The organism is Rhizobium sp. PDO1-076 (assembly GCF_000247475.1).
GTDB lineage: Bacteria > Pseudomonadota > Alphaproteobacteria > Rhizobiales > Rhizobiaceae > Allorhizobium.
Window position 1 is genome coordinate 58903 of record NZ_AHZC01000408.1, and the last position, 25884, is coordinate 84786.

Annotated in this window: 19 protein-coding genes and 1 tRNA gene; 13 read left to right on the forward strand and 7 right to left on the reverse strand. The window is 61.1% G+C overall.

The window, feature by feature from the left end:
• Positions 1–42 precede the first annotated feature (42 nt).
• Positions 43–1497: a glutamate synthase subunit beta gene (locus PDO_RS22255; protein ID WP_007607167.1), complete on the reverse strand. Its 1455-nt coding sequence runs from the start codon at positions 1495–1497 to the stop codon at positions 43–45.
• 176 nt (positions 1498–1673) lie between these two features.
• Entirely contained in the window at positions 1674–6398 is a 4725-nt protein-coding gene (gene gltB / locus PDO_RS22260) for a glutamate synthase large subunit (protein ID WP_007607168.1), read from the reverse strand.
• 414 nt (positions 6399–6812) lie between these two features.
• Between gltB and PDO_RS22270 the strand changes: the two genes are divergently transcribed.
• The 5 genes from PDO_RS22270 to PDO_RS22290 all read left to right on the forward strand — a co-directional run bounded on the left by PDO_RS22270 (position 6813) and on the right by PDO_RS22290 (position 10650).
• Positions 6813–7859 carry a threonine aldolase family protein gene (locus tag PDO_RS22270; RefSeq protein ID WP_007607169.1) on the forward strand — a complete coding sequence of 349 codons (1047 nt, stop codon included), beginning with the start codon at positions 6813–6815 and terminating at the stop codon, positions 7857–7859.
• Between the two features lie 145 nt (positions 7860–8004).
• Complete coding sequence (locus PDO_RS22275) at positions 8005–8307, forward strand: BufA1 family periplasmic bufferin-type metallophore (RefSeq protein WP_007607170.1); 303 nt, start codon at positions 8005–8007, stop codon at positions 8305–8307.
• A gap of 93 nt (positions 8308–8400) precedes the next feature.
• The gene (gene bufB, locus PDO_RS22280; protein ID WP_007607171.1) at positions 8401–9309 is read left to right on the forward strand and encodes an MNIO family bufferin maturase; all 909 of its coding nucleotides are present in this window, start codon (positions 8401–8403) and stop codon (positions 9307–9309) included.
• Entirely contained in the window at positions 9299–10090 is a 792-nt protein-coding gene (locus PDO_RS22285) for an HvfC/BufC N-terminal domain-containing protein (RefSeq protein ID WP_007607172.1), read from the forward strand. Before bufB ends, PDO_RS22285 begins: the two co-directional genes overlap by 11 nt.
• Positions 10087–10650 (forward strand): DoxX family protein, encoded by a 564-nt coding sequence (locus PDO_RS22290; RefSeq protein WP_007607174.1) that lies wholly within the window; start codon positions 10087–10089, stop codon positions 10648–10650. Before PDO_RS22285 ends, PDO_RS22290 begins: the two co-directional genes overlap by 4 nt.
• 82 nt (positions 10651–10732) lie before the next feature.
• On the opposite strand, the gene PDO_RS22295 is transcribed toward PDO_RS22290, so the two are convergent.
• Positions 10733–11203, reverse strand: a complete 471-nt coding sequence (locus tag PDO_RS22295) for an Hsp20 family protein (RefSeq protein WP_007607182.1) — start codon at positions 11201–11203, stop codon at positions 10733–10735.
• 388 nt (positions 11204–11591) lie between these two features.
• Here PDO_RS22295 and PDO_RS22305 point away from each other — a divergent pair, with 388 nt between their 5' ends.
• The gene (locus tag PDO_RS22305) at positions 11592–12611 is read left to right on the forward strand and encodes an alpha/beta fold hydrolase (RefSeq protein ID WP_052023494.1); all 1020 of its coding nucleotides are present in this window, start codon (positions 11592–11594) and stop codon (positions 12609–12611) included.
• A 7-nt stretch (positions 12612–12618) separates the two neighbouring features.
• Here PDO_RS22305 and hisN read toward each other — a convergent pair whose 3' ends face one another.
• Positions 12619–13395: a histidinol-phosphatase gene (gene hisN / locus PDO_RS22310; RefSeq protein WP_007607186.1), complete on the reverse strand. Its 777-nt coding sequence runs from the start codon at positions 13393–13395 to the stop codon at positions 12619–12621.
• Between the two features lie 288 nt (positions 13396–13683).
• A complete protein-coding gene (locus tag PDO_RS22315; protein WP_007607189.1) occupies positions 13684–14559 on the reverse strand; it encodes an N-formylglutamate amidohydrolase in 876 nt (291 codons plus the stop codon).
• Between the two features lie 198 nt (positions 14560–14757).
• On the opposite strand from PDO_RS22315, the gene cpdR1 reads away from it, so the two are divergent.
• The 3 genes from cpdR1 to PDO_RS28670 all read left to right on the forward strand — a co-directional run bounded on the left by cpdR1 (position 14758) and on the right by PDO_RS28670 (position 16005).
• The gene (cpdR1, locus tag PDO_RS22320; protein WP_006726917.1) at positions 14758–15120 is read left to right on the forward strand and encodes a response regulator CpdR1; all 363 of its coding nucleotides are present in this window, start codon (positions 14758–14760) and stop codon (positions 15118–15120) included.
• Between the two features lie 94 nt (positions 15121–15214).
• Positions 15215–15289 (forward strand) — tRNA-Val (locus PDO_RS22325).
• A gap of 548 nt (positions 15290–15837) precedes the next feature.
• Positions 15838–16005 (forward strand): Thivi_2564 family membrane protein, encoded by a 168-nt coding sequence (locus PDO_RS28670; RefSeq protein WP_007607192.1) that lies wholly within the window; start codon positions 15838–15840, stop codon positions 16003–16005.
• Between the two features lie 156 nt (positions 16006–16161).
• On the opposite strand, the gene PDO_RS22335 is transcribed toward PDO_RS28670, so the two are convergent.
• Both PDO_RS22335 and PDO_RS22340 read right to left on the reverse strand, forming a co-directional pair.
• Positions 16162–16584 (reverse strand): hypothetical protein, encoded by a 423-nt coding sequence (locus tag PDO_RS22335; protein ID WP_007607193.1) that lies wholly within the window; start codon positions 16582–16584, stop codon positions 16162–16164.
• A gap of 24 nt (positions 16585–16608) precedes the next feature.
• Entirely contained in the window at positions 16609–17310 is a 702-nt protein-coding gene (locus tag PDO_RS22340; protein ID WP_007607195.1) for a fumarylacetoacetate hydrolase family protein, read from the reverse strand.
• A 309-nt stretch (positions 17311–17619) separates the two neighbouring features.
• Here PDO_RS22340 and PDO_RS22345 point away from each other — a divergent pair, with 309 nt between their 5' ends.
• From PDO_RS22345 to PDO_RS22360, 4 genes are all read left to right on the forward strand, one after another.
• Positions 17620–19047 carry a mannose-1-phosphate guanylyltransferase/mannose-6-phosphate isomerase gene (locus tag PDO_RS22345; RefSeq protein ID WP_007607198.1) on the forward strand — a complete coding sequence of 476 codons (1428 nt, stop codon included), beginning with the start codon at positions 17620–17622 and terminating at the stop codon, positions 19045–19047.
• A 140-nt stretch (positions 19048–19187) separates the two neighbouring features.
• Complete coding sequence (locus tag PDO_RS22350; RefSeq protein WP_007607200.1) at positions 19188–22514, forward strand: transglutaminase family protein; 3327 nt, start codon at positions 19188–19190, stop codon at positions 22512–22514.
• A gap of 4 nt (positions 22515–22518) precedes the next feature.
• Positions 22519–24933: a circularly permuted type 2 ATP-grasp protein gene (locus PDO_RS22355; protein ID WP_007607202.1), complete on the forward strand. Its 2415-nt coding sequence runs from the start codon at positions 22519–22521 to the stop codon at positions 24931–24933.
• A gap of 4 nt (positions 24934–24937) precedes the next feature.
• Positions 24938–25819, forward strand: a complete 882-nt coding sequence (locus tag PDO_RS22360) for a transglutaminase family protein (RefSeq protein WP_007607204.1) — start codon at positions 24938–24940, stop codon at positions 25817–25819.
• The last annotated feature ends 65 nt before the right edge of the window (positions 25820–25884 follow it).

Sequence of the window (25884 nt, forward strand, 5' to 3'; positions counted from 1 at the left end):
GGCCGCCCGAAGGCGACCCTTTCGTACAAGTATCCTGACCCCTTACCTTGGCAGAACGCTTGATCCCATCAGAGCCTCGTCGATGGCGCGGGCCGCCTGGCGGCCTTCACGGATCGCCCAGACGACCAGTGATTGGCCACGGCGCACGTCGCCGGCTGCCCAGAGCTTATCAACGGACGTCTTGTAGTCCTTGTCGTCGGCCACGACATTGGTCGAGCCGCGACGGTCTGTGTTGAGCGTCAACTGGCCATTCATTTCCTTCAGCACGCTGTCGGTGAACGGACCAGAGAAGCCGATGGCGATGAAGCCAAGATCGGCCTTGATGATGAACTCTGTGCCCGGGATCGGCTTGCGCTTGTCGTCGACCTGGCAGCACTTCACGCCGGTTAGTATGCCGTCTTCGCCGACAAATTCGAGCGTCGCCACCTGGAACTCGCGGTTTGCACCTTCGGCCTGGCTGGACGAGGTACGCATCTTGGTCGCCCAGAATGGCCAGATCGCCAGCTTGTCTTCTGTCTGCGGCGGACGCGGGCGGATGTCGAGCTGGGTCACCTTCACGGCACCCTGGCGGAAGGCTGTGCCGACGCAGTCGGACGCCGTATCACCACCGCCGACGACCACGACATGCTTGCCGCCGGCCAGGATCGGATCGGACGGCCAGCCGTTGCTGTCGATATTTTCGCGGCCGACGCGGCGGTTCTGCTGCACAAGATACGGCATGGCATCATGTACGCCATGCAGCTCGACGCCGGGAATGCCGGCCTCGCGCGGCGTTTCCGAGCCACCGCAGTAGAGCACTGCATCGTAGTCGGCACGCAGTGACTCGACCGTGACATCGACGCCGACATTGACGCCGTAATGGAAGGTGACATTTTCACCCTTCATCTGCTCGACGCGGCGATCGATGAAGTTCTTCTCCATCTTGAAATCCGGAATGCCGTAGCGCAACAGGCCACCGGCCTTAGTCTCGCGCTCAAACACATGCACTTCATGGCCGGCGCGGCCAAGCTGCTGGGCAGCCGCCAAACCAGAGGGACCCGATCCGATGATCGCGACCTTCTTGCCCGTATGGATGGTTGCCGGCTGCGGCACGATGAAGCCCAGCTCATAGGCCTTGTCGGCGATCGCCTGCTCGACCGTCTTGATCGCCACCGGCGCATCTTCGAGGTTCAGCGTGCAGGCTTCCTCGCATGGCGCCGGACAGACGCGGCCGGTGAATTCCGGGAAGTTGTTGGTGGAATGGAGGTTGCGGATCGCCTCTTCCCACTTGTTGTTATAGACGAGGTCGTTCCAGTCCGGGATCTGGTTGTGCACAGGGCAGCCGGTCGGACCATGGCAATAGGGAATGCCGCAATCCATGCAGCGCGCCGCCTGCTTGGTGACTTCAGGATCCGACATGGGGATCGTGAATTCGCGGAAATGGCGAATGCGGTCGGAGGCCGGCTGATACTTCGCCACCTGCCGGTCGATTTCCATGAAACCTGTAACCTTGCCCATGTCTAATTCCTCTAATCCACTCGTATTTGTCGAAAGTGCCCCTCATCCGCCTACCGGCACCTTCTCCCCGCGAGCGGGGAGCAGGACCTTGCCGCGCCGCTGGCGGCCCCCCTCGCCCCGTTTACGGGGAGAGGGTCGCAAAGCGAAGCGGAGGCGGGGTGAGGGGCGGACCAAAACTATTCCGCAGCCACGCCCATGCGCATGCGTTCCATCTCCTCCAGCGCACGACGGTATTCCACCGGCATGACCTTGCGGAACTTCGGGCGATACTCGGCCCAGCTGTCGAGGATCTGCTTGGCGCGGTTGGAGCCCGTGTAGTGCAGATGGTTCGAGATCAGCTGATACAGGCGCTCCTCGTCGTGACGGGTCATGTCGCCCGACACGTCGACAAGGCCCTTGTGCATCAGGTCGCCGCCGTGATGGTGCAGCTTCTCGAGCATGTCGTCCTCTTCCGGAACCGGCTCGAGTTCGACCATCGCCATGTTGCAGCGCTTGGCGAAATCGCCCGTCTCGTCGAGCACGTAGGCCACGCCACCCGACATGCCTGCCGCAAAGTTGCGACCGGTCTGGCCGAGCACGACAACGACACCACCGGTCATGTATTCACAGCCATGGTCGCCCACGCCCTCGACAACCGCGACCGAACCCGAGTTGCGCACGGCGAACCGTTCGCCGGCCACGCCGCGGAAATAGCACTCGCCGGCGATCGCGCCATAGAGAACCGTATTGCCGACGATGATGGACTCTTCAGCGAGGATCCGGGTGTTTTCCGGCGGGCGCACGATGATACGGCCACCCGAAAGCCCCTTGCCGACATAGTCATTGCCGTCACCGACCAGATCGAAGGTGATGCCGCGCGCCAGGAACGCGCCGAAGGACTGACCCGCTGTGCCGGTCAGCGTGACATGGATCGTGTCATCCTTCAGGCCCTTGTGGCCATAACGCTTGGCAAGCTCGCCAGACAGCATGGCGCCCGCCGAACGGTCGACATTCTTGATATCCACGTCAAAAACCACCGGCTGTTTGCTTTCGAGAGCCGGCATCGCCTTCTCGATCAGCTTGCGATCAAGGATGTCGTCGATCGGGTGCTTCTGCCGCTCGGTCCAGTAAGTGGCTTCCTTCGGCGCGTCGACCTTGTGGAAGATCTTCGAGAAGTCGAGACCCTTGGCCTTCCAGTGGGCAAGCATCTCGTCCTTTTCCAGCAGTTCGGAAGCGCCGATGATCTCGTCCAGCTTGGTCAAGCCAAGCGAGGCAAGGATTTCGCGCACTTCTTCGGCAACGAAGAAGAAGTAGTTGATGACATGTTCCGGCGTTCCCTTGAAGCGCTTGCGCAGGACCGGGTCCTGGGTGGCAACGCCCACCGGGCAGGTATTGAGGTGGCACTTGCGCATCATGATGCAACCGGCTGCGATCAGCGGCGCGGTGGCAAAGCCGAATTCGTCGGCACCGAGCAGCGCGCCGATGATGACGTCGCGACCGGTCTTCAGACCACCATCGACCTGCAGGGCGATGCGCGAACGCAGACCGTTCAGCACGAGCGTCTGCTGGGTTTCGGCAAGGCCGATTTCCCAGGGGCTACCGGCATGCTTCAGCGAGGTCAGCGGCGAGGCACCTGTGCCCCCATCGAAACCCGAGACAGTAATATGGTCGGCGCGTGCCTTGGCAACACCGGCGGCCACCGTGCCGACGCCCACTTCCGAGACCAGCTTGACCGAAACATCGGCTTCCGGGTTGACGTTCTTCAGGTCGTAGATCAGCTGCGCCAGATCTTCGATCGAATAGATGTCGTGATGCGGCGGTGGCGAGATCAGGCCCACGCCCGGCGTCGAGTGACGGGTCTTGGCAACCGTCGCATCGACCTTGTGGCCGGGCAACTGGCCGCCTTCGCCGGGCTTGGCGCCTTGGGCTACCTTGATCTGCAGCATGTCGGCATTGACGAGATATTCCGTCGTCACGCCGAAGCGGCCGGATGCGATCTGCTTGATCGCCGAACGCTCGGGGTTGGCAGCACCGTTCATCAGCGGCAGGTAGCGGTCGCTCTCCTCGCCGCCTTCGCCGGTGTTCGACTTGCCGCCGATGCGGTTCATGGCGATCGCCAGCGTCGTATGCGCCTCGCGAGAGATCGAGCCGAAGGACATGGCACCGGTGGAGAAGCGCTTGACGATCTCGGCGGCCGGCTCGACTTCGTCGATCGAGATCGGCTTGCGACCGAGAGCTTCCGCCGTCTTGATCTTGAACAAGCCGCGGATGGTGTTCATCCGCAGATTGCTGTCGTTCACCATCCCGGCAAATTCGCGGTAACGCTCCTGGCTGTTGCCGCGAACCGCATGCTGCAGCGAGGCAATCGAATCCGGGCTCCAGGCGTGATTTTCACCGCGCATGCGATAGGCATATTCGCCGCCGATCTCCAGCGTCGAGGCCAGGATCGGATCCTTGCCGAAGGCCGCAGCGTGGCGGCTGGCCGTTTCCTCGGCGATCTCGGTCAGGCCGATGCCTTCGATGGTCGTTGCCGTGCCGAAGAAATACTTCTCCACCAGTTCCGACGACAGGCCGATCGCATCGAAGATCTGCGCGCCGCAATAGGACTGGTAGGTCGAGATGCCCATCTTGGACATGACCTTGAGGATGCCCTTTCCGACCGCCTTGATATAGCGATAGACGACTTCGTCTTCCGACACTTCCTTCGGGAACTCGTTGTGCTTGTGCATGTCGAGCAGCGTGTCGAAGGCGAGATAGGGGTTGATCGCCTCGGCGCCGTAGCCGGCGAGACAGCAGAAGTGATGCACTTCGCGCGGCTCGCCCGATTCCACCACGATGCCGACCGAGGTGCGAAGGCCCTTGCGGATCAGGTGGTGATGCACGGCAGCAGTCGCCAAAAGCGCCGGAATGGCGATGCGGTCGGGACCGACCTGACGGTCGGACAGCACGATGATGTTGTAGCCACCTCGCACGGCCGCTTCCGCCCGCTCGCACAGGCGGTCGAGCATGTCCGGCATGCCTTCGGCACCGCGTTCGACATCATAGGTGAAGTCGAGCGTCTTGGTGTCGAAGCGATCTTCCGTGTGGCCGATCGAGCGGATCTTTTCCAGATCGCCATTGGTCAGGATCGGCTGGCGCACTTCCAGCCGCTTGGCGTTGGCCGCCCCCTCGTGGTCGAGGATGTTCGGACGCGGGCCGATGAACGACACAAGGCTCATCACCAGTTCCTCGCGGATCGGATCGATCGGCGGGTTGGTCACCTGGGCGAAGTTCTGCTTGAAATAGGTGTAGAGCATCTTCGACTTCGACGACATCGCCGAAATCGGAGTGTCGGTGCCCATCGAGCCGATCGCTTCCTGGCCCGTAGTCGCCATCGGCGACATCAAAAGCTTGGTATCCTCGGTCGTGTAGCCGAATGCCTGCTGGCGATCGAGCAGCGAAACGTCACGGCGCAGCGCCCGCGGCTCGACCGGCTTCAACTCCTCCAGGATCAACTGGGTGCGATCCAGCCACTTGCGATAGGGATGGCTGCCGGCGAGTTGCGACTTCACTTCCTGGTCGGAAATGATGCGGCCTTCGGCCATATCGATCAGCAGCATCTTGCCCGGCTGCAGGCGCCACTTCTTGATGATCCGCTCTTCCGGCACCGGCAGCGTGCCGGCTTCAGAAGCAAGGATGATGCGGTCGTCGTCGGTGACCAGATAGCGGGCCGGACGCAGGCCGTTGCGGTCGAGCGTCGCGCCAATCTGGCGGCCGTCGGTAAAGCAGACCGCTGCCGGACCGTCCCACGGCTCCATCAGTGCCGCATGGTATTCGTAGAACGCCTTGCGCTCCGGGCTCATCGACTGGTTGCCGGCCCAGGCTTCCGGGATCAGCATCATCACCGCATGGGCGAGCGAATAGCCGCCGCGCTGCAGGAATTCCAGCGCGTTGTCGAAACAGGCCGTGTCCGACTGACCTTCGTAGGAGATCGGCCAGAGCTTGGAGATATCGTCGCCGAACAGCGGCGAAGAGACCGAAGCCTGGCGGGCGGCCATCCAGTTGACGTTGCCGCGCAGCGTGTTGATTTCGCCGTTATGGGCGACCATGCGATACGGATGCGCCAGCTTCCACGACGGGAAGGTGTTGGTCGAGAAGCGCTGGTGCACAAGCGCCACGGCCGATTCGAAGCGCGGATCGGCGAGATCCTTGTAATAGGCGCCGACCTGATAGGCGAGGAACATGCCCTTGTAGACGATGGTCGAGGACGACAGCGATACCGGATAGAAGCCGGTCTCCTCACCGCCATACTGGTCATAGATGCGGTTGGAGATCACCTTGCGCAGCAGGAACAGGCGACGCTCGAACTGCTCCTGGGTTGCCGCATCGCGGCCAGCGCCGATGAAGACCTGGATCTGGCGCGGCTCGGTCGCGGCAATCTCCGGAGCCTTGGACAGCGAGGAATTGTCGACCGGCACGTCGCGGTAGCCGATCAGATGCTGGCCTTCGGCGGAACAGACTTCCGCGATGACATGCTTGAAATGCGCGATCTGTTCTTCGTCCTGTGGGAAGAAAAAGTGTCCGACGGCATATTCACCAGCCTTCGGCAGCACGATGCCCTGGCTCGCCATTTCCTCGCGGAAGAAGCGATCCGGGATCTGCACGAGAATACCGGCACCATCGCCCATCAGGGGATCGGCACCGACGGCGCCGCGATGAGTCAGGTTTTCGAGGATGAACAGACCATCCTTGACGATCTGGTGCGACTTCACGCCCTTCATATGGGCGATGAAACCGACGCCGCAGGCATCATGCTCGTTGCGCGGATCGTAAAGACCCTGTTTGGCCGGGAGACCATACGTGTTCTGCCGGATGCCTCGGATCTCAGATGTGCGCTCTGCAGCGCCCTGAACGATCTCGTCGGATGGCGTCATCTTCGTCATTGCCTTCCCTCCAAATAGGCCCGATCCACTCGGGCTCGCATGCCTGGAACCATCGACCGGATGCATCCCCTGTGGCAATCCGCGACCCTAGCGGGACCGCATCACCGGGCGATGACACCCAAATCCTTCACCTCAGAAACCAGAATTAGGTCAACTAGTCTGACCTAATTTCGAGATTTCTATGACAGAAAGTAAACGCTCACGCAAGATCACGCCAGGAAAATTAACCGGGCTTCCGACGCTAAGTTGCCACCAATGCGCCGGATGCGCAATTTTCTTTCCCTCATGAATAGGTCAGTGATGCACTTCTTGCGGACTGCAAGAAAGCGACACGTTCCGCCGCGGACCGGATTGATAGCGAGACGGAAATGCCTAAGCTCGCGAGCACTCCTTCCAACCCCCGGGAAACTCATCATGTTCTTCGCTTCCGACAACTGGTCCGGCGCCCACCCCAAGATCGCGGAAAGCCTCACCAAGCAGGCCGCCGGCTTTGCCAGTGCCTATGGCTCGAGCGACCTCGACAAGCGGATCGAGGCACAGTTCAACGATATCTTCGAGCGCGAGGTCGCCGTCTTTTTCGTCGCGACGGGTACGGCAGCCAATTCGCTGGCGCTCGCCAGCGTCGCAAAGGCCGGCGGCGTCACCTTCTGTCACTCCGATGCGCACGTGAATGCCGACGAAGGTGGCGCTCCGGAATTCCTGACGGGCGCCTGCCGGCTGTTCCCGGTTGAAGGCGACAACGGCAAGATGGACCGCGATGCGCTCCACACTGCCGTCTCCCGCTTTGACGTGCCCTCCGTGCACCAGGGCCGACCGATGGCGATCACCGTCACCCAGGCAACCGAGGCCGGCACAGTCTACACGCTCGACGAACTGGATGCGATCGCAGCAATCGCCAGAACCAAGAAACTGCCCCTGCATATGGATGGCGCCCGATTCGCCAATGCACTCGTTGCACTTGACGTGACCCCGGCTGAGATGACCTGGAAGCGCGGCGTCGACATCCTCTCCTTCGGCGGCACGAAGAACGGCTGCTGGTGCGCGGAAGCGATCGTCTTCATGAAGCCGGAAATGGCCGAGGAAATGCCCTATATCCGCAAGCGCTCGGCCCAACTCTTCTCTAAGACCCGCTTCATCTCGGCCCAGTTGGAAGCCTATCTCGAAGGCGATCTGTGGCTCGACCTTGCCCGTCATTCGAACGCCATGGCCGACCGGCTGCGCGCTGGCCTGACCGCCAAGAACACAGCAAGGCTTGCTTGGGCGACCCAGGCGAACGAAGTCTTTGCCGTCATCGACAAGTCTTCTGCCGATCGCGCCCAGTCGAAGGGAGCAAAGTTCTATGACTGGCTGGCACCCCGCGACATGCCACACATGATCCGTGAAAACGAACGCCTCGTGCGTCTTGTAACCAGCTTCTCGACCACGCAGGAAGAAGTCGATCAATTCATAGAAGTCGTCTGAAATTTCGTTTTCTTACAAACAAAACGCTCGCGAAAACTACAATAATCATTGATTTCCAATGTACAGCGAGCCTCGCCATGATGCCTCCACCAGCCCAGATCGGGCTGGCTTTGAGGAACAGCTTCAGACTCCAAGGAGAAGCATCATGAGCAATTTCACCATCAATTCCGCAGCACTCGCCGCAGCCGTCACCATGGCAGTCACCGGCGTCACCTTGCTTTCAGGCCCCGCCATGGCCCAGGAAAAAGAACGATGCTTCGGCATTTCCATGGCCGGCAAGAACGACTGCGCCGCCGGCCCCGGCACAACCTGCGCCGGCACGTCCAAGGTCGACTATCAGGGCAACGCCTGGAAATACGTCGCCAAGGGTAGCTGCATGACCATGAGCGCTCCGGACGGTCGCGTGGGGGCACTGGAAGCCCTGGACCGCGACATCCCCAAGGCCTGATCCGCCTGATGGCCTGATGGCATCCCCCGCTGACGGGTGATGCCATCACCCCCATCGGCCTGGGCAGCATCCCTTGCGTGAAGGAGACCCGTCATGCCGAACGCAGCAGCCGTTGCACACCACACCATATCCGCAACCATTCCCACCTTGCCTGCTCGCGCCGGTGCCGGTTTCAAGGAACAGCATGCCGATGCCATTCTGTCCGATGCCTATCGCATCGGCTTTCTGGAGGTGCATGCGGAAAACTATATGGGTGACGGCGGCCATCCGCACCGCATCCTGACGCGCATGCGCGAAGACTTTCCGCTCTCCGTCCATGGCGTCGGCCTGTCGATCGGCAGTCCTGCGGGCCTTGATCTACAACATCTCGCCCGCCTCAAGGCTGTCGTCGATCGCTACGAGCCGGCCATGGTCTCGGAGCATCTTGCCTGGTCAACCCATGACAACCAGTTCTTCAACGACCTGCTGCCGGTTCCCTATGACGCGGAAACCCTTGCCAGGGTCTGCGAGCATATCGACCAGGTGCAGGACAGGCTAGGCCGCCGCATTCTTCTCGAAAACCCCTCGACCTATGTCGCATTCGAAGCGACCACCATGGGCGAAACGGATTTCATCCGCGCGATTGCCAACCGTACCGGCTGCGGTCTGCTGCTCGACATCAACAACGTCTATGTCTCGGCGACCAACCACGGCTACGCGGCCTTGGACTATCTGGCCGATTTCCCCACCAAACTGGTCGAGGAAATCCACCTTGCCGGTCATGCCGAAGACCAGGACGACACAGGTCAGCCTTTGCTGATCGACAGCCATGACCGGCCGGTCGACAGCATTGTTTGGGATCTGTACGACCATGTCCTGGCGGCGACAGGCCCCTGCCCCACGCTGATCGAGTGGGACAATGACGTACCGGACTGGCCGATCCTGAAGCGCGAGGCGGAGCTGGCCGACGCCATTCTCGCCCGCCACGACCAGACCGCCGGAGGCCTGCGCCATGGCGGCTGAACCGGTCGCAAGCGGCGCCTTCGCCGCAGCCCTGCTCGATCCTGCACTGTCGGTACCCGATGGCCTGACCAAGCGAGCCGGCGACACAAACGCCCGACGCTTTGCGGTCTATCGCAACAATGTCATGGTTTCACTAACCGATGCGCTGGCATCGATTTTCCTGACGGTGCAGAACCTTGTCGGCGAGGAATTCTTTCGCGCCATGGCACGCCTCTATATTCGTGCCCACCCGCCACGCTCGCCGCTGATCTTCACCTATGGCGGTGATTTCGCCGCTTTCATTAGCGCATTTCCACCAGCCCGCGACCTGCCCTTTCTCGCCGATACCGCCAGACTGGAACGCCTCTGGCTCGACAGTTTTCACAGCACCGACAGCCGATCTCTCGATCCGGCCGCATTGGCTGCCATTCCTCCGGACGACCTAGGCCAACTGCGCTTCAACGCGCACCCCGCGACCCGGATACTGCGCTGCGGGCACGCGGCAGCAACCATCGTCAACCGCGATCGCGCCGGAGAACCGCTCACCGACGTCAACCCGATGCAGGCGGAAGATGCCCTGGTGACGCGGCCGGCCTTCGATGTGAAGGTCCAGCTTCTGCCACCGGGCGGCTATGCATTTCTGAAGGCGCTGCTTGAGCAGCAGACTCTTGCCGAAGCCTGCGAAGCCGCATTCGCCGAGACGGCCAAGTCTGATCTCGCCGCCCTCCTCGGCATAGCCCTGTCCAGCGGCGCCTTCAGCGGCCTGGACTACGTCTGCGCAAACAACGGAGCCGAACCATGACCCTGCTGCCGACCTTGTTCATCGACAGATACCAAGCACTTGTTTGCCGACTGGAGGCCATGCTTTCTCCCTGGCTGCTTGGTCTGGCAGCCAGGCTCGTCTTTCTGGCCGTGCTCCTGCCCTATTACATGAAATCGGCATTGACCAAGTTCGATGGCTTTTTCCAGATCAGCGACAACGCCTACTACCAGATTGCTCTATCGGCCGTGGAAGCAGCCGGTGGCGATGTGTCGGCGGTCTCCTTCCTGCCCTGGGGAGCAATGGTCTTTTTTGGCAGTTATGGCGAACTGATCCTGCCGGTCCTGATCGTCATCGGCCTATTTACCCGCCTTGCCGCACTCGGCATGATCGCCTTCATCGGCGTGCAGACGCTCACCGACATCTATGTGCACAACGTCGATGCAACGACCATCGGCGCCCTGTTTGATCGCTTCCCGGACAGCGTCATCGCCGACCAGCGCCTGCTCTGGCTTTATCCGCTGATCTATCTGGCCATCAAAGGGGCTGGGCTGGTTTCGCTCGACACGCTTCTCAGCAAGCGCTGGGCCACGCGCCACTGATTGCCAGTCGACAAAAAAGCGACGGACCGAAGTCCGTCGCCTTTCTCTTTTCATCGCGGGGAAACAGCCCCGGCTCTCACAGTCAGTTGACGCGGGCCTCGATCGCCTTCGGCACGGCGGCGGCGGATTCGGCGCTGATGGAGATCCGGCGCGGCTTCATGGCTTCGGGAATGTTGCGCAGCAGGTCGATGTGCAGAAGTCCGTTCTTCAGCGAAGCGGCTGTGACTTCGACATGATCTGCGAGCTGGAAGCGGCGCTCGAAGGCGCGCTTGGCAATGCCGCGATAGAGAAACTCCGTCGGCTCGCCGGTATCCTCCTCGGCCTTCTCACCTTTGACGGTCAGCACATGGGCATGGGCTTCGATCGACAATTCGGCTTCATCGAAGCCGGCCACCGCCATGGTGATGCGATACAGGTTATCGCCAGTGCGCTCGATATTGTAGGGCGGGTAGCTCTGCGCCTGATCAGGCTGCGCAAGCGTATCCAACATTGTGAACAGACGATCGAAACCGACCGTGGAACGGTAGAGCGGGGAAAAATCGACGTGACGCATATTGTCCTCCTTGGAAGCGACGTTGGCGTGTTTTCAATCTGTCAGCATCCCCTTGGGCCATGCTGGCAGCAACTTTCGGACCCTTGCGGCGTCCGTGATGTCGATGTGGGAAATGGCCTGCACGAATTCAAGATCAGCCGCGTTTCTGCCGATGAATTGCATGTGAACGGCGGGTTCAAGGCCGGTTCAGGCCCGGCGCCATAAAACGGCATCATCGGTTGTCTCAAACCCGATGCCGGGATTATCGCCCCTTCCATCCCGGCTGATCTCGCCGGAACCGCGCTCTCCCCTGAAGCGGTTCCGGCTTTTTTCTTTGACCTTTTCCGGTGGTCATCCTATCCCGATGGCAACGACGAAATGCGCCCCGAACGGTCAGGCACTTGCAAGCATGGACGCCATTCTTCACGCCACCCCTGGCAATCCTGTTCCCGGCCACCCCACGGTCGGTTTTTTCAACGGACACCGCGGCATCCAGCTGCGCTACGCCGTCTTTCGCAGTGACAGCCCCGAGATCAAGGGCACAGTGGTCCTGCTGCATGGCCGCAACGAAACCATCGAGAAGTATTTCGAGACGATCCGGGATCTGACATCCCGCGGCTACTGGGTCGCGACATACGATTTCCGCGGCCAGGGCGGATCGCAACGGCTTCTCAAGGATCCGCGCAAAGGCCATATCAACCGCTTCAACGACTATGTCCGCGATCTGGAGATCTTCCTCGAACAGGTCGTACTACCCGACACCCGCCTGCCCTTTTTCGTCCTCGCCCATTCAACCGGCGGACTAATTGCGCTGAAGGCGGCACCGCGCCTGTCCAATCGCATCGAGCGCATGGTGCTGACGGCGCCTTTCGTCGGCCTTGGCGGTCAAAAGGCATCGCCGGAAAACATCTACCGCCTCTCGCGTCTGGCAAGCTGGACCGGCCTCGGTCACATCTGCCTGAACAGGGACGAACCGCGCAAGGATTTTGACGACAATCCCCTGACCAGCGATCCGACGCGCTTTGCCCGCAATCAGCGGCTCGTCATCGACCATCCGGAACTGTTTCTCGGACCGCCGACGGCGCGCTGGCTGTATGAGGCGCAAAAGACCATCAACCAGGTCCGCGACCCGCGCCACCTCGCCTCGATCACCGTGCCGACGGTGATCATCGCCCCCGGCAATGATCCGATCGTGCCCTTCCTCTATCAGGAAAAACTGTCGCAATATTTCCGCGCCGGCCAACTGGTCCCGGTGCCCGGCAGTCGACACGAGATCCTGCACGAACACGACCGCTACCGCACCCAGGCGCTGGCCGCCTTCTTCGCCTTTGTGCCCGGCGGCGAGCCGGACGAGGTGCGCGAGACACAACGCCTGACGGACGCAGACATGCCGAATGCCGGCATGAGCGACGCCGATATCGAAATCTGACGGGCGCTCAGCGCGCCTTGAGCATGGCCATCGCTTGGGCATGCACGGCCGGTGAACCGGCAGCGATGATCGAGCCGCCGTTTTCAGGTCGTCCGCCATCCCAGGTGGTGATCACCCCGCCGGCCTGCTCGATGATCGGGATCAGCGCGCCAACGTCATAGGGCTTCAGAACCGTCTCGATCACCAGATCGACATGGCCCGCCGCCAGCAGGGCATAGGCGTAGCAATCGACCCCGTAGCGGAATAGCTTGACCGTGTCCTGCACGGCCTGAAAACGCTCGACCTCCCAGCCCTTGAACAGATGCGGCGACGTGGTGAACAGGATGGCATTGTCCAGGCTGCCGCAATCGCGGACCTTGATCTGCCGTTCGCCGTCCGGACCGCGATACCAGGATCGTTCGCCATCGGCGTAATAACGCTCGCCGGTGAACGGCTGGTCCATCAGCCCCATCACCGACCGGCCGTTTTCCTGGAAGCCGATCAGGGTTCCCCAGACCGGAACACCAGAGATGAAGGCGCGCGTCCCGTCGATCGGATCGATCACCCAGAGCTGATCGCTGTCCATGCGGATATTCTCATGCTCCTCGCCGAGAATGCCATGGGTCGGAAACGCGGCCTCGATCAATTGGCGGATCGCCGCTTCAGCCGCCTGGTCACCTTCCGTGACCGGATCGAACCCGCCCGCTTCCTTGTTAACGACGGACAGTCCTGAGCGAAACCGCGGAAGGGTCTCAGCTTTGGCTGCATCGGCAAGGCGGTCGAAAAAAGCACGATCAGGGCGCATGAAAACATCCGTGGAACGAGGAATGGCGCGCCATTCTTAATGTGAGTTGATGGGAAAGAAAACCGGCAAGAACAACAACCGCCCGCAACCTTCAAGATCGATGCAAGCGCGACTAATTGCGTATTTTTTGGCCTTGCTTAAAAAAGTGACACTATTGATCTTGACAATGGTGCACTGCAAAAAGTATCTTTTGCCTACAGTCTTTGACTGTAAATACCCTCCTTGGGTGTTTCCTCCCTAGACTTAGCCGCGCCCATGGCGCGGTTTTTTTTGCCTGATGTGTGGGATTTATTCGGCGGCCAAAGCCGTGTCGCCAGCATAGTCGGCAACATATTCAGCCATTTGCCCCATGAACAGGGCGAGCGAACCGGCAAGCGCGTCAAAGTCAGGCCGCTTGAGCAGCGTCGTCTCGTCGATATAGAGCGAGCGATTGATCTCGATCTGCAAGGCATGCAGCCCGCGTGCCGGACGGCCATAATGCTCGGTGATGAAACCGCCGGCGTAAGGCTTGTTACGCACCGCGGCAAAACCCAGGCCTTCCAGAAATTCGAGCGCTGCCTGGGAAAGCTCGGCCGAAGCACTGGTGCCATAGCGATCGCCGACGATGAAATCGGGCCGCATTCCGCTGCCGGCAACACGAATATTGCCCGGCATCGAATGGCAATCGATCAACACACCGAATCCGAAGCGTGCATGCGTGCGCGCAATCAGCCGGCGCAGACAGGCATGATACGGCTTGTAACAGGCCTCGATCCGCTCAAGCGCCGTGGCAAGCGGCATGCGCCGCTCGTAGATTTCCATATTCTCCGCAACGATGCGCGGAACGGTGCCGAGCCCGCCGGCCACGCGCGCCGAATTGCTGTTGGCAAACGGCGGCAGCGGATCTGAGAACATCCGTGGATCGAGCTCGTAGGGCTCGCGGTTGACATCGACATAGGCGCGCGGGAAATGCGCCAACAGCAATGGCGCACCAAAAGAGGGTGCGGCCGAAAACAGCTCATCGACATAGTGATCCTCGGACCGGCGAATCGCCAGTTCATCGAGTCGCGTCTCGTCGAGAAAGGAAACCGGATACTTACGGCCGCTATGGGGAGAGTTATACACAAAGGGGATGGACTGAACCTGGGGCTCGCGAACCTCGAACAGCTCGAAATCGCTTGTCATTCCGTCCCCAGCGCCTCTTCTTTACCAAGTCACAAACTTGTTGCGTTCACCATGTTGCCAGCTGGCAGCTGCGAAGTCCATACTGCTGACAACGGCACTGTCGGCCCTCTTTTCGTTGTTCACGGGATCTTTACTCGGCACGACCTAATGTCAGGGGCTGCGAGCCTTCCATGCAATTCCAGTGTAAGCGGTCCATAAATGACTCAGAAAATCCTTCTCGCCGAAGATGACAACGACATGCGCCGGTTCCTGGTCAAGGCGTTGGAAAAGGCGGGCTACAAAGTATCCTCCTTCGACAACGGTGCCAGCGCCTATGACCGCCTGCGCGAAGAGCCCTTTTCGCTTCTCCTGACCGATATCGTCATGCCGGAAATGGACGGGATCGAACTGGCGCGCCGCGCCACCGAACTCGACCCTGACCTCAAGGTGATGTTCATCACCGGCTTTGCCGCCGTCGCGCTGAACGCCGATTCGAAGGCTCCGAAGGACGCCAAGGTTCTTTCCAAGCCTTTCCACCTTCGCGACCTCGTCGACGAAGTGAACAAACTCCTTGCTGCGTAAGGCCTGTCGAAGAGCTTGTAAAAAACTCTTCACAAAACTCCAAAAAGCCTATTGACGGGCGCCGGGGTTTTGTGGTCTTAAGCCGCCATCGGATGGGCGTGTAGCTCAGCGGGAGAGCACTACGTTGACATCGTAGGGGTCACAGGTTCAATCCCTGTCACGCCCACCATTCGAATTAAGAGAAATCAAGGGCTTGTCGGAAACGACAAGCCCTTTTTCCATTTGGGCCCATAGAACGCGCCGAGGCACGGGGCCGTGCTTTTAAGCACACCGAAGCCTGGAATTTTCGTTTCGAAAAGAAACCGGATGGCGGTCGCGAAAGGGCGGCTCACTGCGAGCAGCTTGAACCAAGCCGCCGGCTCAACGCGCCGGAAAATGTCACCGGCGCTTTCGCAACCGACCACGACGTCGCGATCTATCCGCAAGACAACAAAAAAGGCCGGGGCGAAATCGCACCGACCTTCCTCATTATCGCCTACTCACCAGTGCCAGTACATCCGTGGTCAAAAGTCTAAGGCGACATCCAGACTGCGAGCGACAGAAACTTCCAGCGCTCATAAGCAGTCCGATGACGCTGATATAGGAGGGCATTGTGTCGGAAACAAGGTGAGGCTACCGAATCGTCGAGATTTTTTCCAACCACCCTTTCCTTGTTCCAATCGTGCCATAGTTACTGGTGTAGAGCGCGATTTTGCGCCACTTCAAGGAGTTGGGGAATTGGGAACATCTGTTCTGATCAGCATCTTAATTACATTTCTGGTTATCGTTCTGGTCCTTTATCTGATTGGCATGCTGCCCGTTGATGCCCGCGCGAAGCAGATCGCCCGCATCGTCGTCATCATCATCGGCATCATCTCGATGCTGAAGTATCTGGCCGTATTCTGACCGCAGGCTCCAACGGTGCCCCCGCAGCATTGGCGGGACGGCAAGAGCCAATGACTTCGAAAGGCTTACTGGAAACGGCAAGCCTTTTCGCTTTAGTCCGTCCGGGGAGCGCGCCCCGATCCCGCCGGCAAGACCTGGCCCAGGAGACCGGTGACGTCACTCGACCACCACCGTCACGTCATCGCCCACATAGACGATCAGGTAGCCGCCCCGGCGCCGCGCCTCCCCCGCCCGCTGGCGCAACTCGCCGAAATAGGGTTCCTGCTGCCAGATTGCCGGATGCGCGGGATCGACCAGCACCGTCGTCTGCGGTCCCTGGACATAGATCATCATGTGACTGACGGCGGGATCCCAATGCGTCCCCAATAGCGGCTCGGTCCGCCAGAGACAGAGAAAATCACGACAGGTCTGCGGCCGCGCCGCATAGCTCAGGCAGCCGCCGCCGGGCACGCAATGGCGACAGACTATATTCGCCGGTTTTTCCAATTCGTCGATATCGGGCAGAATACAGCAGAGCGAACAACTGCCGCAGGCGCGTCCGACAACAACATCGGCGGCCGCATCCTCACCGGCAGCCATCAGCCGGCCGCTTTCGTCGCAACGTCACTCGGCCGGTCCGATCTTGATCTCGAGCGTCTCCAGCCCCTCGATCTCTCCGACCAGCACATCGCCCGCGACGACCGGTCCAACCCCGGACGGCGTGCCGGTGTAAATCAGATCGCCCGGCGTCAGGTGATAGTAGCGCGACAGATGGCTGATCATCTCCGCAACCGACCAGATGAGATCGGTGAAATGTCCCACCTGCTTCGTCTCGCCATTGACCGCCAGCGCAATGCGTTGGGTGTCCGGCGTGAAGTCGGCCGCTTTCGTGATCGCGCTGATGATCGCCGAGCCCTCGAAGCCCTTGCCCATATCCCACGGACGTCCCTTGTCCTTGGCGACCTGCTGCAGGTCGCGACGGGTCATGTCGAGCCCGACCGCATAGCCGTAGACGATGCTCTCGGCGGCGTCTTCTGCAATCCGGAACGCCGGAGCCCCAATCGCAATCACCAACTCTATTTCGTGGTGACAATCACTGGTGCCCGGCGGATAAGGCATGGTCGAACCATTGAGCAGCAGGCCGGTCGGCGGCTTGTTGAAATAGAACGGCGCCGTACGGTCGACCGCATTGCCCATTTCAGCCGCATGGGCTGCATAATTGCGACCAACGCAGAAGATCCGGTGAACGGGGAACCCCTGGCTCTCGCCGATGACAGGGATGACTGGGGCAACAGGGACATCAAAAAGCGGTGCGGGATGGGTCACGAATGGGCGCCTTGGGAGTTTGTACTATCGACGGCCGGCGGCGGAACCATCCGGCAACTCTGCCGGCGGAATTGATCACAGGATGACCTGTGCAGCAATGCCAACCATGCGACACGGTTTCACTTTCACCCAAATGGAGGAAGGCAGGGCCCCTTGGAAAAAGGGAACAAAATATGTAACAAACCTGTTGATGCCGCGTTCCACAATTGCGCGGCGCACCATACAACGCCTCATCCGAGGTCGAAACGGACGCGCGAATACGCACCAGGGCAGCCCTCTGCCCGCCCAGAGACTGAAAGGCTAGACAACATGAGCAGCAAGATCGTTCCGGTCATCATGGCCGGCGGCAAGGGAACCCGGCTTTGGCCCCTCTCACGCGCCACGGCCGCCAAACAGTTTATTCGCTTCCTTGGTGACGAAACCTTGCTGCAGAAGACCATGCTGCGTGTCGCCGACAGCACCATCTACGAAGCGCCCCTGGTGATCACCAACGAGGATTTCCGCTTTCTCGTGGCGGAACAGGCCCGCGAACTGAACACCAGGCTCGACGGCATTATTCTCGAGCCCGAAGCCCGCAATACGGCAGCGGCTGTAGCAGCGGCGGCATTGGTGGTCCGTGAACGCCATGGCGCGGATGCGCTGATCCAGATCCTGCCGTCTGACCACGAAATCACCATCGACGATATCTATCGCCGCTGTATTGCCGAAGCTTCCGAAGCTGCCCGCGCCGGCAAGATCGTCACCTTCGGCATTACCCCGACCGAACCTGCCACCGGCTACGGCTATATCGAAATTGGCGAAGCGCTTGGCAACGGCGCGTTTGCGGTGAAACGCTTCGTCGAAAAACCCAACGCCGAGACAGCCGAGCAGATGCTCGCCAGCGGCAACTACGCCTGGAACTCCGGCATGTTCGTCTTTTCCGCCGGACAGATGATCGCAGAGCTGGAGACGCTTGCGCCGGAAGTGCTGTCGGCGGTGGCAACCTCCATCGAGAAGGCCAAGGGTGATCTAGACTTCACCCGTCTTGATGCGGAAAGCTTTGCTCAGGCTCCCAGCATCTCGATCGACTACGCGGTCATGGAAAAGACCGCGAACGCCGCAGTCGTCCCGGCTCCGATCGTCTGGTCCGACCTCGGCTCCTGGGACGCCATCTGGAAACTCGACGGTGGCGATGAGGACGGCAATGTCGTGACCGGCAACGCGACGGTCGTCGGCACGAAGAACTCGCTGGTCATGTCGCGCCACAACCATATCGCAGTCCAGGGCATGGAAGGCGTCGCCGTCATTGCGTCCGAAGATGCGGTCTATGTCGGACGGCTCGACGACAGCCAGAGCGTCGGTTCGCTGGTCAAACTTCTCGCGGCCGATGAAAAGACCGCCTATCTGACGGAAAATCATCCGACATCGCTGCGCCCCTGGGGTGGTTATACCTCGATCCTCAATGGCGAACGCTTCCAGGTGAAGCGCCTGTTCGTCCATCCGGACAAGAAGCTGTCGCTGCAGAAGCACCATCACCGCGCCGAGCACTGGGTCTGCGTGCGCGGCACGGCCGAGGTCACGATTGATGACAAGGTGACCATCCTGCACGAAAACCAGTCGATCTATATTCCGCAAGGATCGGTGCATCGCCTTGGCAATCCGGGCAAGATCCAGCTGGAAATCATCGAGATCCAGACCGGCTCCTATCTGGGAGAAGATGACATCATCCGTCTGGTGGATGAGTTCGGCCGAAGCTGATCTTCGCCAATACCGCACTAAAATCGGGCCCTGCGACAACAGTCGTCAGGGTCCGCTTGCTTTATGCCGCTGCATTGCACAAGATCATCGTTCAGCCGTGTATTCGGCAATGACAAGGGCGAACAGGGCAAGCGGACCGTATGTCGATCAAGGCAAGCATCTATCACCTCACCCACTACAAATACGACAATCCAATCAAGCTTGGGCCGCAGATCATAAGGCTGAAACCGGCCGCCCATTCCAGGACCAAGGTGATCAGCCACTCGCTCAAGGTCACGCCGGAAAATCACTTCGTCAATCTGCAGCAGGATCCCTACGGCAACTATCTCGCCCGGTTCGTATTCCCCGATCCGGTGACCGAGTTCAAGATCGAGGTCGATCTCGTCGCCGACATGAGCGTCTACAACCCGTTCGACTTTTTCACCGAGGAAGAAGCGGCCAAATGGCCGTTCGACTATCCGGCGGACATTCGCGACGACCTGGCGATCTACATGAAGCCGGAACCGGAAACCCCGGCGCTCGCAGCCTTCATGAAGACGATCGACATGACGCCCGGACAGGGCACGGTCGACATGATTGTCGCGCTGAATGCGAGGCTGCAGCAGGAAATCGGCTATGTCATCCGCATGGAAGCAGGCGTCCAGACGCCGGATGAAACGCTGAATTCGTGCAGGGGCTCCTGTCGCGACACAAGCTGGCTTCTCGTCCAGATCCTGCGGCGCCTCGGGCTCGCCGCGCGCTTCGTCTCCGGCTACCTGATCCAGCTCACACCCGATCTGAAGGCACTTGACGGCCCGTCCGGCACCGAAGTCGATTTCACCGATCTGCATGCCTGGTGCGAAGCCTATATTCCCGGTGCCGGCTGGATCGGTTTCGACCCGACATCCGGCCTGCTGACCGGCGAGAGCCATATTCCGCTGGCCGCCACCCCGCATTTCAGCAATGCAGCGCCGATCTCCGGCGGTTATTTCGGCGAAGCCAATACCGAATTTGCCTTCGACATGCAGGTGAAACGCGTCTCCGAACATCCGCGCATCACCAAGCCCTTCTCCGACGACAGCTGGGATTCGCTCAACGCGCTTGGCCGCAAGGTCGATGCCGAGCTCAAGGCCCGCGACGTGCGCCTGACCATGGGGGGCGAGCCGACCTTTGTGTCGATCGACGACTTCCAGTCCGAGGAATGGAACACCGAAGCCGTCGGCCCGACCAAGCGGGAAAAGGCCGATATCCTCATCCGCCGCCTGCGCGAGCGCTTCGCCCCGGGCGGCTTTCTCCATTATGGCCAGGGCAAGTGGTATCCGGGCGAAAGTCTGCCACGCTGGACCTTCTCGCTCTACTGGCGTCGCGATGGCCTGCCGGTATGGAACAATCCCGACCTGATCGCGCTGGAAAACCGCGACCACAAGGTCGAACAGGCGGATGCCGGCCGGCTCCTCGAAGCGATCGCGGTCGAACTCGCCATCCCGCCCGAAAATGTCGCGCCGGCCTATGAGGATCCGGCCGAATGGATCGTCAAGGAGGGCAATCTTCCGGAAAATGTCGATCCGTCGAATTCCAAGCTGAAGGACCCGGAAGAACGCAATCGCATTGCCAGGGTCTTCGGCAACGGCCTGACCAATCCGGCCGGTTATGTCCTGCCGGTCCAGGCCTGGCAGAGCCGCGCATCGGGCCGTACCTGGGTCAGCGAGAAATGGCGCACCCGTCGCGGCCAGCTCTATCTGATCCCCGGCGACAGCCCCGTCGGCTTCCGCCTGCCGCTGAATGCGCTGCCCTATGTCTCGCCATCCTGGTACCCCTATATCAACCCGGACGATCCGACGGTTGAAAAGCCGCCGCTGCCCGATTTCTCCACCGAGAAGGGCCGGGTCATGCCCGAGCACTCGCTGAAGACCGATACCGGCCAGCAGCAGCAGATGGGCCAGTCCTACGAGGAAATCGGCGGACGTGTGCGCACCGCGATCTCCGTCGAGGTTCGCGACGGCCGGCTATGCATCTTCATGCCACCGACGGCAGCCCTGGAGGACTATCTCGACCTCGTCGCCTCCGCCGAGCGGGCCGCGGAATCGTTGAACCTTCCGGTTCATATCGAGGGCTATACGCCGCCGCATGACGAGCGCCTGAACGTCATCCGCGTCGCACCGGATCCGGGCGTCATCGAAGTCAACATCCATCCGGCCTACAATTGGGAAGACTGCGTCGAGACCACGACGGCGATCTACGAAGAGGCACGCCTCTGCCGCCTGGGCGCTGACAAGTTCATGATCGACGGTCGCCACACCGGCACCGGCGGCGGCAACCATGTGGTGGTCGGTGGTGCCAGCACCAATGACAGCCCCTTCCTGCGCCGCCCCGACCTGTTGAAGAGCCTTGTTCTGCACTGGCAGCGCCATCCCTCGCTCTCCTACATGTTTTCCGGCCTGTTCATCGGCCCGACCAGCCAGGCGCCACGCATCGACGAAGCCCGCCACGACAGTCTCTACGAACTCGAGATCGCCATGGCGCAGATCCCCATGCCGGATACGGGCGAAGTTCCGCCTCTGCCCTGGCTCGTCGACCGGCTGTTCCGCAACCTGTTGATCGACGTCACCGGCAACACCCATCGCTCGGAAATCTGCATCGACAAGCTGTTTTCCCCGGACGGCCCGACCGGACGCCTGGGCCTAGTCGAATTCCGCGGTTTCGAAATGCCGCCGAATGCCCGCATGTCGCTGGCCCAGCAATTGCTGATTCGCGCGCTGATCACCCGTTTCTGGAAAAACCCGATCGGCGGCAATTTCGTCCGCTGGGGCACCTCGCTGCATGATCGCTTCATGCTGCCACACTACATCTGGCAGGATTTCCTCGAAGTGCTGGCCGATCTTCGCCACCACGGTTTCGACTTCAAGCCCGAGTGGTTTGCCGCCCAGCTCGAATTCCGCTTTCCCTTCGCCGGCGAGGTGGAATATGAGGGCTCAAAGCTGGAACTGCGCCAGGCGCTGGAACCCTGGCATGTCATGGGCGAACAAGGCGCGATCGGCGGCACGGTCCGTTATGTCGATTCGTCCGTCGAGCGCCTGCAGGTGAAGCTGGAAACGGCAAATCCCGAACGCTATGCCCTCGCCTGCAACGGCCGACGCGTTCCGCTGCGCAAGAGCGGCATCAACGAAGTCGCCGTGGCGGGCGTGCGCTACAAGGCCTGGCAACCGGCATCGGGCCTGCATCCGGTCCTGCCCGTCAACACACCGCTAACATTCGACATATATGATATATGGTCTGGACGCTCGATCGGCGGCTGCGTGTACCACGTCGCCCATCCCGGTGGCCGGAACTACGACACTTTCCCTGTGAATGGGAATGAAGCGGAAGCCCGACGGCTTGCACGTTTCGAGCCATGGGGCCATACAGCCGGCTCCTATCCCCTTTGGCCCGAGACCGTGTCGCCGGAATACCCGCACACACTGGACCTGAGACGACCCCAGGGTATCTGATTTGATGGCAAATAAACCGGCAGCGGAAAAGACCCCGCCCAAAGCACCCGCCAGCGCGGCCCGCACGGCCCGCTACCGCGCGGTGGCGGGTGCCGCCGACGAGATGATCGATCCCCAGGGCAAGATCCGCCCGGTCTGGCAGCCATTTGTCTCGGCAATCGAAAAGATGACCGAACACGAACTGCACGAGCGCTTTGCCCGGGCAGATCGCTACCTTCGCGATGCGGGCGTGTTTTACCGCGCCTATGGCTCGGACGGCAGCAGCGAGCGCGCCTGGCCGTTCTCGCATATTCCCGTGCTGATTTCCGACGCCGAATGGCAGGTTCTGGCCGATGGTCTGGTCCAGCGCGCGGATCTTCTCGAACAGGTCGTTGCCGATATCTACTCGGACAACACCCTCGTGCAGCAGGGTTTCCTGCCACCGGCACTGATCGCGTCAAATCCGGAATTCCTGCGCCCCCTCGTCGGCATCAAGCCGGCCGGCGGCCATTACCTGCATTTCTGTTCCTTCGAAATCGGCCGCGGCCCGGATGGCAACTGGTGGGTTTTGGCCGACCGCACCCAAGCCCCGTCGGGGGCGGGCTTTGCGCTCGAAAATCGCGTGGCAACCGCACGCGCCTTCTCCGACATCTACGCCGAAACCCATGTGCACCGGCTTGCCTCCTTCTTCGGCGCCTTCCGCTCGGCACTTCAGGGCCAGAAACAGGGCAATGACGACCGCATTGCCGTTCTGTCGCCAGGCCCCGCCAACGAGACCTATTTCGAACACGCCTATATCGCCCGCTATCTCGGCATCATGCTGCTTGAGGGCGAAGACCTCTCCGTCGTCAACGGCAAGGTCATGGTGCGCACCGTGGCCGGCCTCAAGCCGATCAGCGTGCTCTGGCGCCGCCTTGACGCAGCTTTTGCCGACCCGCTGGAACTCGATCAGAACTCCTATATCGGCACGCCCGGCATGGTCGAGGCATTGCGCAATGGCGCCGTTTCCTTCGTCAATGCGCTTGGCTCCGGCATTCTGGAAACCCGCGCTCTGCTCGCCTTCATGCCGACCATTTCGCGCCATCTGCTCGGCGAGGAGCTGAAGCTGCCGTCGATCGCCACCTGGTGGTGCGGTCAAAAGGCGGAACGCGAGCATGTCGCGCGCCATCTCGACCGCATGGTCATCGGCTCGGCCTATTCCCGCCTGCCCTTCTTCGACGACAATGGCCGCTCGGTCATGGGCTCGCGCTACAAGGACAGCCAGGGCCGCACCGCCGCCGAATGGCTGGAGGCCGAGGCCGGCAATCTCGTCGGGCAGGAAGTGGTCACGCTGTCCACCACGCCGGCGATCATCAATGGCCAGCTGTGCCCGCGTCCGATGAGTTTGCGCGTCTTTGCGGCCCGCACCAAGAACGGCTGGCAGATCATGCCCGGCGGCTTTGCCCGCATCGGCAGCGGCAAGGATGTGTCGGCAATCGCCATGCAGTCGGGCGGCAGTGCTGCCGATGTCTGGATCGTGTCCGACAAGCCGGTCGATCGCACGTCGCTGCTGCCGGCCGAAGAAAGCTTCACCCGCAACATGCCGGGCAGCCTGCCGAGCCGGGCCGCCGACAATCTCTTCTGGCTGGGCCGCTATATCGAGCGCGCCGAAGGTGTGCTGCGCATCCTGCGCGCCTGGCATGCCCGCTTTGCCGAAAGCGCCAACCCGGACCAGCCGCTTCTCGCCTTCGTCTCCGACTACCTGTCCGATATCGATGTCGACACAAAGAACGGCGTGCCGGAAAGCCTGCTGCGCAACATCGACAGTGCCGTCTATTCCGCCAGCAATATTCGCGACCGTTTCTCGCCCGATGGCTGGCTGGCGCTGACCGACCTGTCGAAGACGGCCAAGCGCTTCCACGAACGCGTCAAGCCGGGCGACGATGCGGCCCATGCGATGACCATCCTCTTGCGCAAGCTCGCAGGCTTTGCCGGTCTCGTACACGAAAACATGTACCGCTTCACCGGCTGGCGCTTCCTCACCATCGGCCGCCTGCTGGAGCGCGGCCTGCACATGACCCGCCTGCTCGGCCACATGACCGGACCCGACGCCCCCGATGGCGCGCTCGACATGCTGCTGGAGATTGGCGACAACGTCATGACCCATCGCCGCCGCTACAATGTCTCGACGGCCAGCCTCACCGTCACCGATCTTCTGGCGCTCGATCCGCTCAACCCGCGCTCGATCCTGTTCCAGCTAAACGAGATCCGCACCGAGGTCGAGCAACTGCCGAACGCCATGATCAATGGCCAGATGTCGCGCATGTCCCGCGAGGCCATGCGCCTGCATTCCGGCCTGGCCGTGATGACACCGGAAACCATGACCGCCGAGGTCTATGCGAACCTCGAACGCGAGCTGGAAAAGCTTTCCGACATCCTCGCGCAAACCTATCTGGGCTGACCCGATGCTGTACGATGTGTCGCTCCATCTCGCTTATCGCTACGAGGCCCAGGCATCCGGGGCGCACCACATGCTGCGCCTGCTGCCGCTGTCTCTGCCGGACCGGCAGCGCCTGATCGCCGGTGCCGTGACCATCAGCCCGGAACCGGATGAATTGATGAATTTCGTCGATTTCTTCCGTCATCCGGCAAGCCATGCGATCTTGCGCGCACCGCATGAGAAACTGGATATCCGCATGCACGCCCGGGTGCTGGTACAGCCGCAGCCGATCACCGTCGACTTTTCGCCGATCCTCGACCGCCTGCCGCAGGAGATTGCCGAGACCTGGACGCTGGACGCGGAATCGCCGCATCATTTCATCGGCACAAGCCCGCGCCTGCCCCGCGACAAGGATATCGCCGCCTATGCGCGCGAGGAGTTGAAGCCGAGCATGACGGTGCGCCAGGTGGGCGAGCAGCTCTGCTCGCGCATCTATCACGACTTCAAGTATGACGCAGACGCAACCACGGTCGATACCTCGCCCGCGGAAGCCTTCAGCGAGAAGCATGGCGTTTGCCAGGACTTCACCCATGTGATGATTACAGCACTGCGCAGCCTCGGCATTCCCGCCGGCTATGTCAGCGGCTTCCTGCGCACCATCCCGCCACCCGGCAAGGAACGTCTCGAAGGCGCCGATGCCATGCATGCCTGGGTTCGCGTCTGGTGCGGCAAGACCACCGGCTGGGTGGAACTCGACCCGACCAACAATATCCCCGCCGGCACGGATCACATCGTCGTCGGTTATGGCCGGGATTACTCGGACGTCGCGCCGGTCATCGGCGTTCTGAAAACCTATGGCAAGCACAAGACAGATCAGGCCGTCGATGTGATCCCGGTGAAGCAATAAGAAACGCATTTACGAACAATTTTACCGGTCGTTTTAGCCGGAACACAACATTTCCCAAGCTATAA

Coding starts and splice junctions, on each gene's coding strand:
- cpdR1 (WP_006726917.1), top strand. CDS start 14,758: ATGACTCAGAAAATCCTTCTCGCCGAAGATGACAACGACATGCGCCGG.
- PDO_RS22350 (WP_007607200.1), top strand. CDS start 19,188: ATGTCGATCAAGGCAAGCATCTATCACCTCACCCACTACAAATACGAC.
- PDO_RS22355 (WP_007607202.1), top strand. CDS start 22,519: ATGGCAAATAAACCGGCAGCGGAAAAGACCCCGCCCAAAGCACCCGCC.
- PDO_RS22275 (WP_007607170.1), top strand. CDS start 8,005: ATGAGCAATTTCACCATCAATTCCGCAGCACTCGCCGCAGCCGTCACC.
- PDO_RS22305 (WP_052023494.1), top strand. CDS start 11,592: ATGGACGCCATTCTTCACGCCACCCCTGGCAATCCTGTTCCCGGCCAC.
- PDO_RS22315 (WP_007607189.1), bottom strand. CDS start 14,559: ATGACAAGCGATTTCGAGCTGTTCGAGGTTCGCGAGCCCCAGGTTCAG.
- PDO_RS22285 (WP_007607172.1), top strand. CDS start 9,299: ATGGCGGCTGAACCGGTCGCAAGCGGCGCCTTCGCCGCAGCCCTGCTC.
- gltB (WP_007607168.1), bottom strand. CDS start 6,398: ATGACGAAGATGACGCCATCCGACGAGATCGTTCAGGGCGCTGCAGAG.
- PDO_RS22270 (WP_007607169.1), top strand. CDS start 6,813: ATGTTCTTCGCTTCCGACAACTGGTCCGGCGCCCACCCCAAGATCGCG.
- PDO_RS22290 (WP_007607174.1), top strand. CDS start 10,087: ATGACCCTGCTGCCGACCTTGTTCATCGACAGATACCAAGCACTTGTT.
- PDO_RS22295 (WP_007607182.1), bottom strand. CDS start 11,203: ATGCGTCACGTCGATTTTTCCCCGCTCTACCGTTCCACGGTCGGTTTC.
- PDO_RS22335 (WP_007607193.1), bottom strand. CDS start 16,584: ATGGCTGCCGGTGAGGATGCGGCCGCCGATGTTGTTGTCGGACGCGCC.
- hisN (WP_007607186.1), bottom strand. CDS start 13,395: ATGCGCCCTGATCGTGCTTTTTTCGACCGCCTTGCCGATGCAGCCAAA.
- PDO_RS22360 (WP_007607204.1), top strand. CDS start 24,938: ATGCTGTACGATGTGTCGCTCCATCTCGCTTATCGCTACGAGGCCCAG.
- PDO_RS22255 (WP_007607167.1), bottom strand. CDS start 1,497: ATGGGCAAGGTTACAGGTTTCATGGAAATCGACCGGCAGGTGGCGAAG.
- PDO_RS22345 (WP_007607198.1), top strand. CDS start 17,620: ATGAGCAGCAAGATCGTTCCGGTCATCATGGCCGGCGGCAAGGGAACC.
- bufB (WP_007607171.1), top strand. CDS start 8,401: ATGCCGAACGCAGCAGCCGTTGCACACCACACCATATCCGCAACCATT.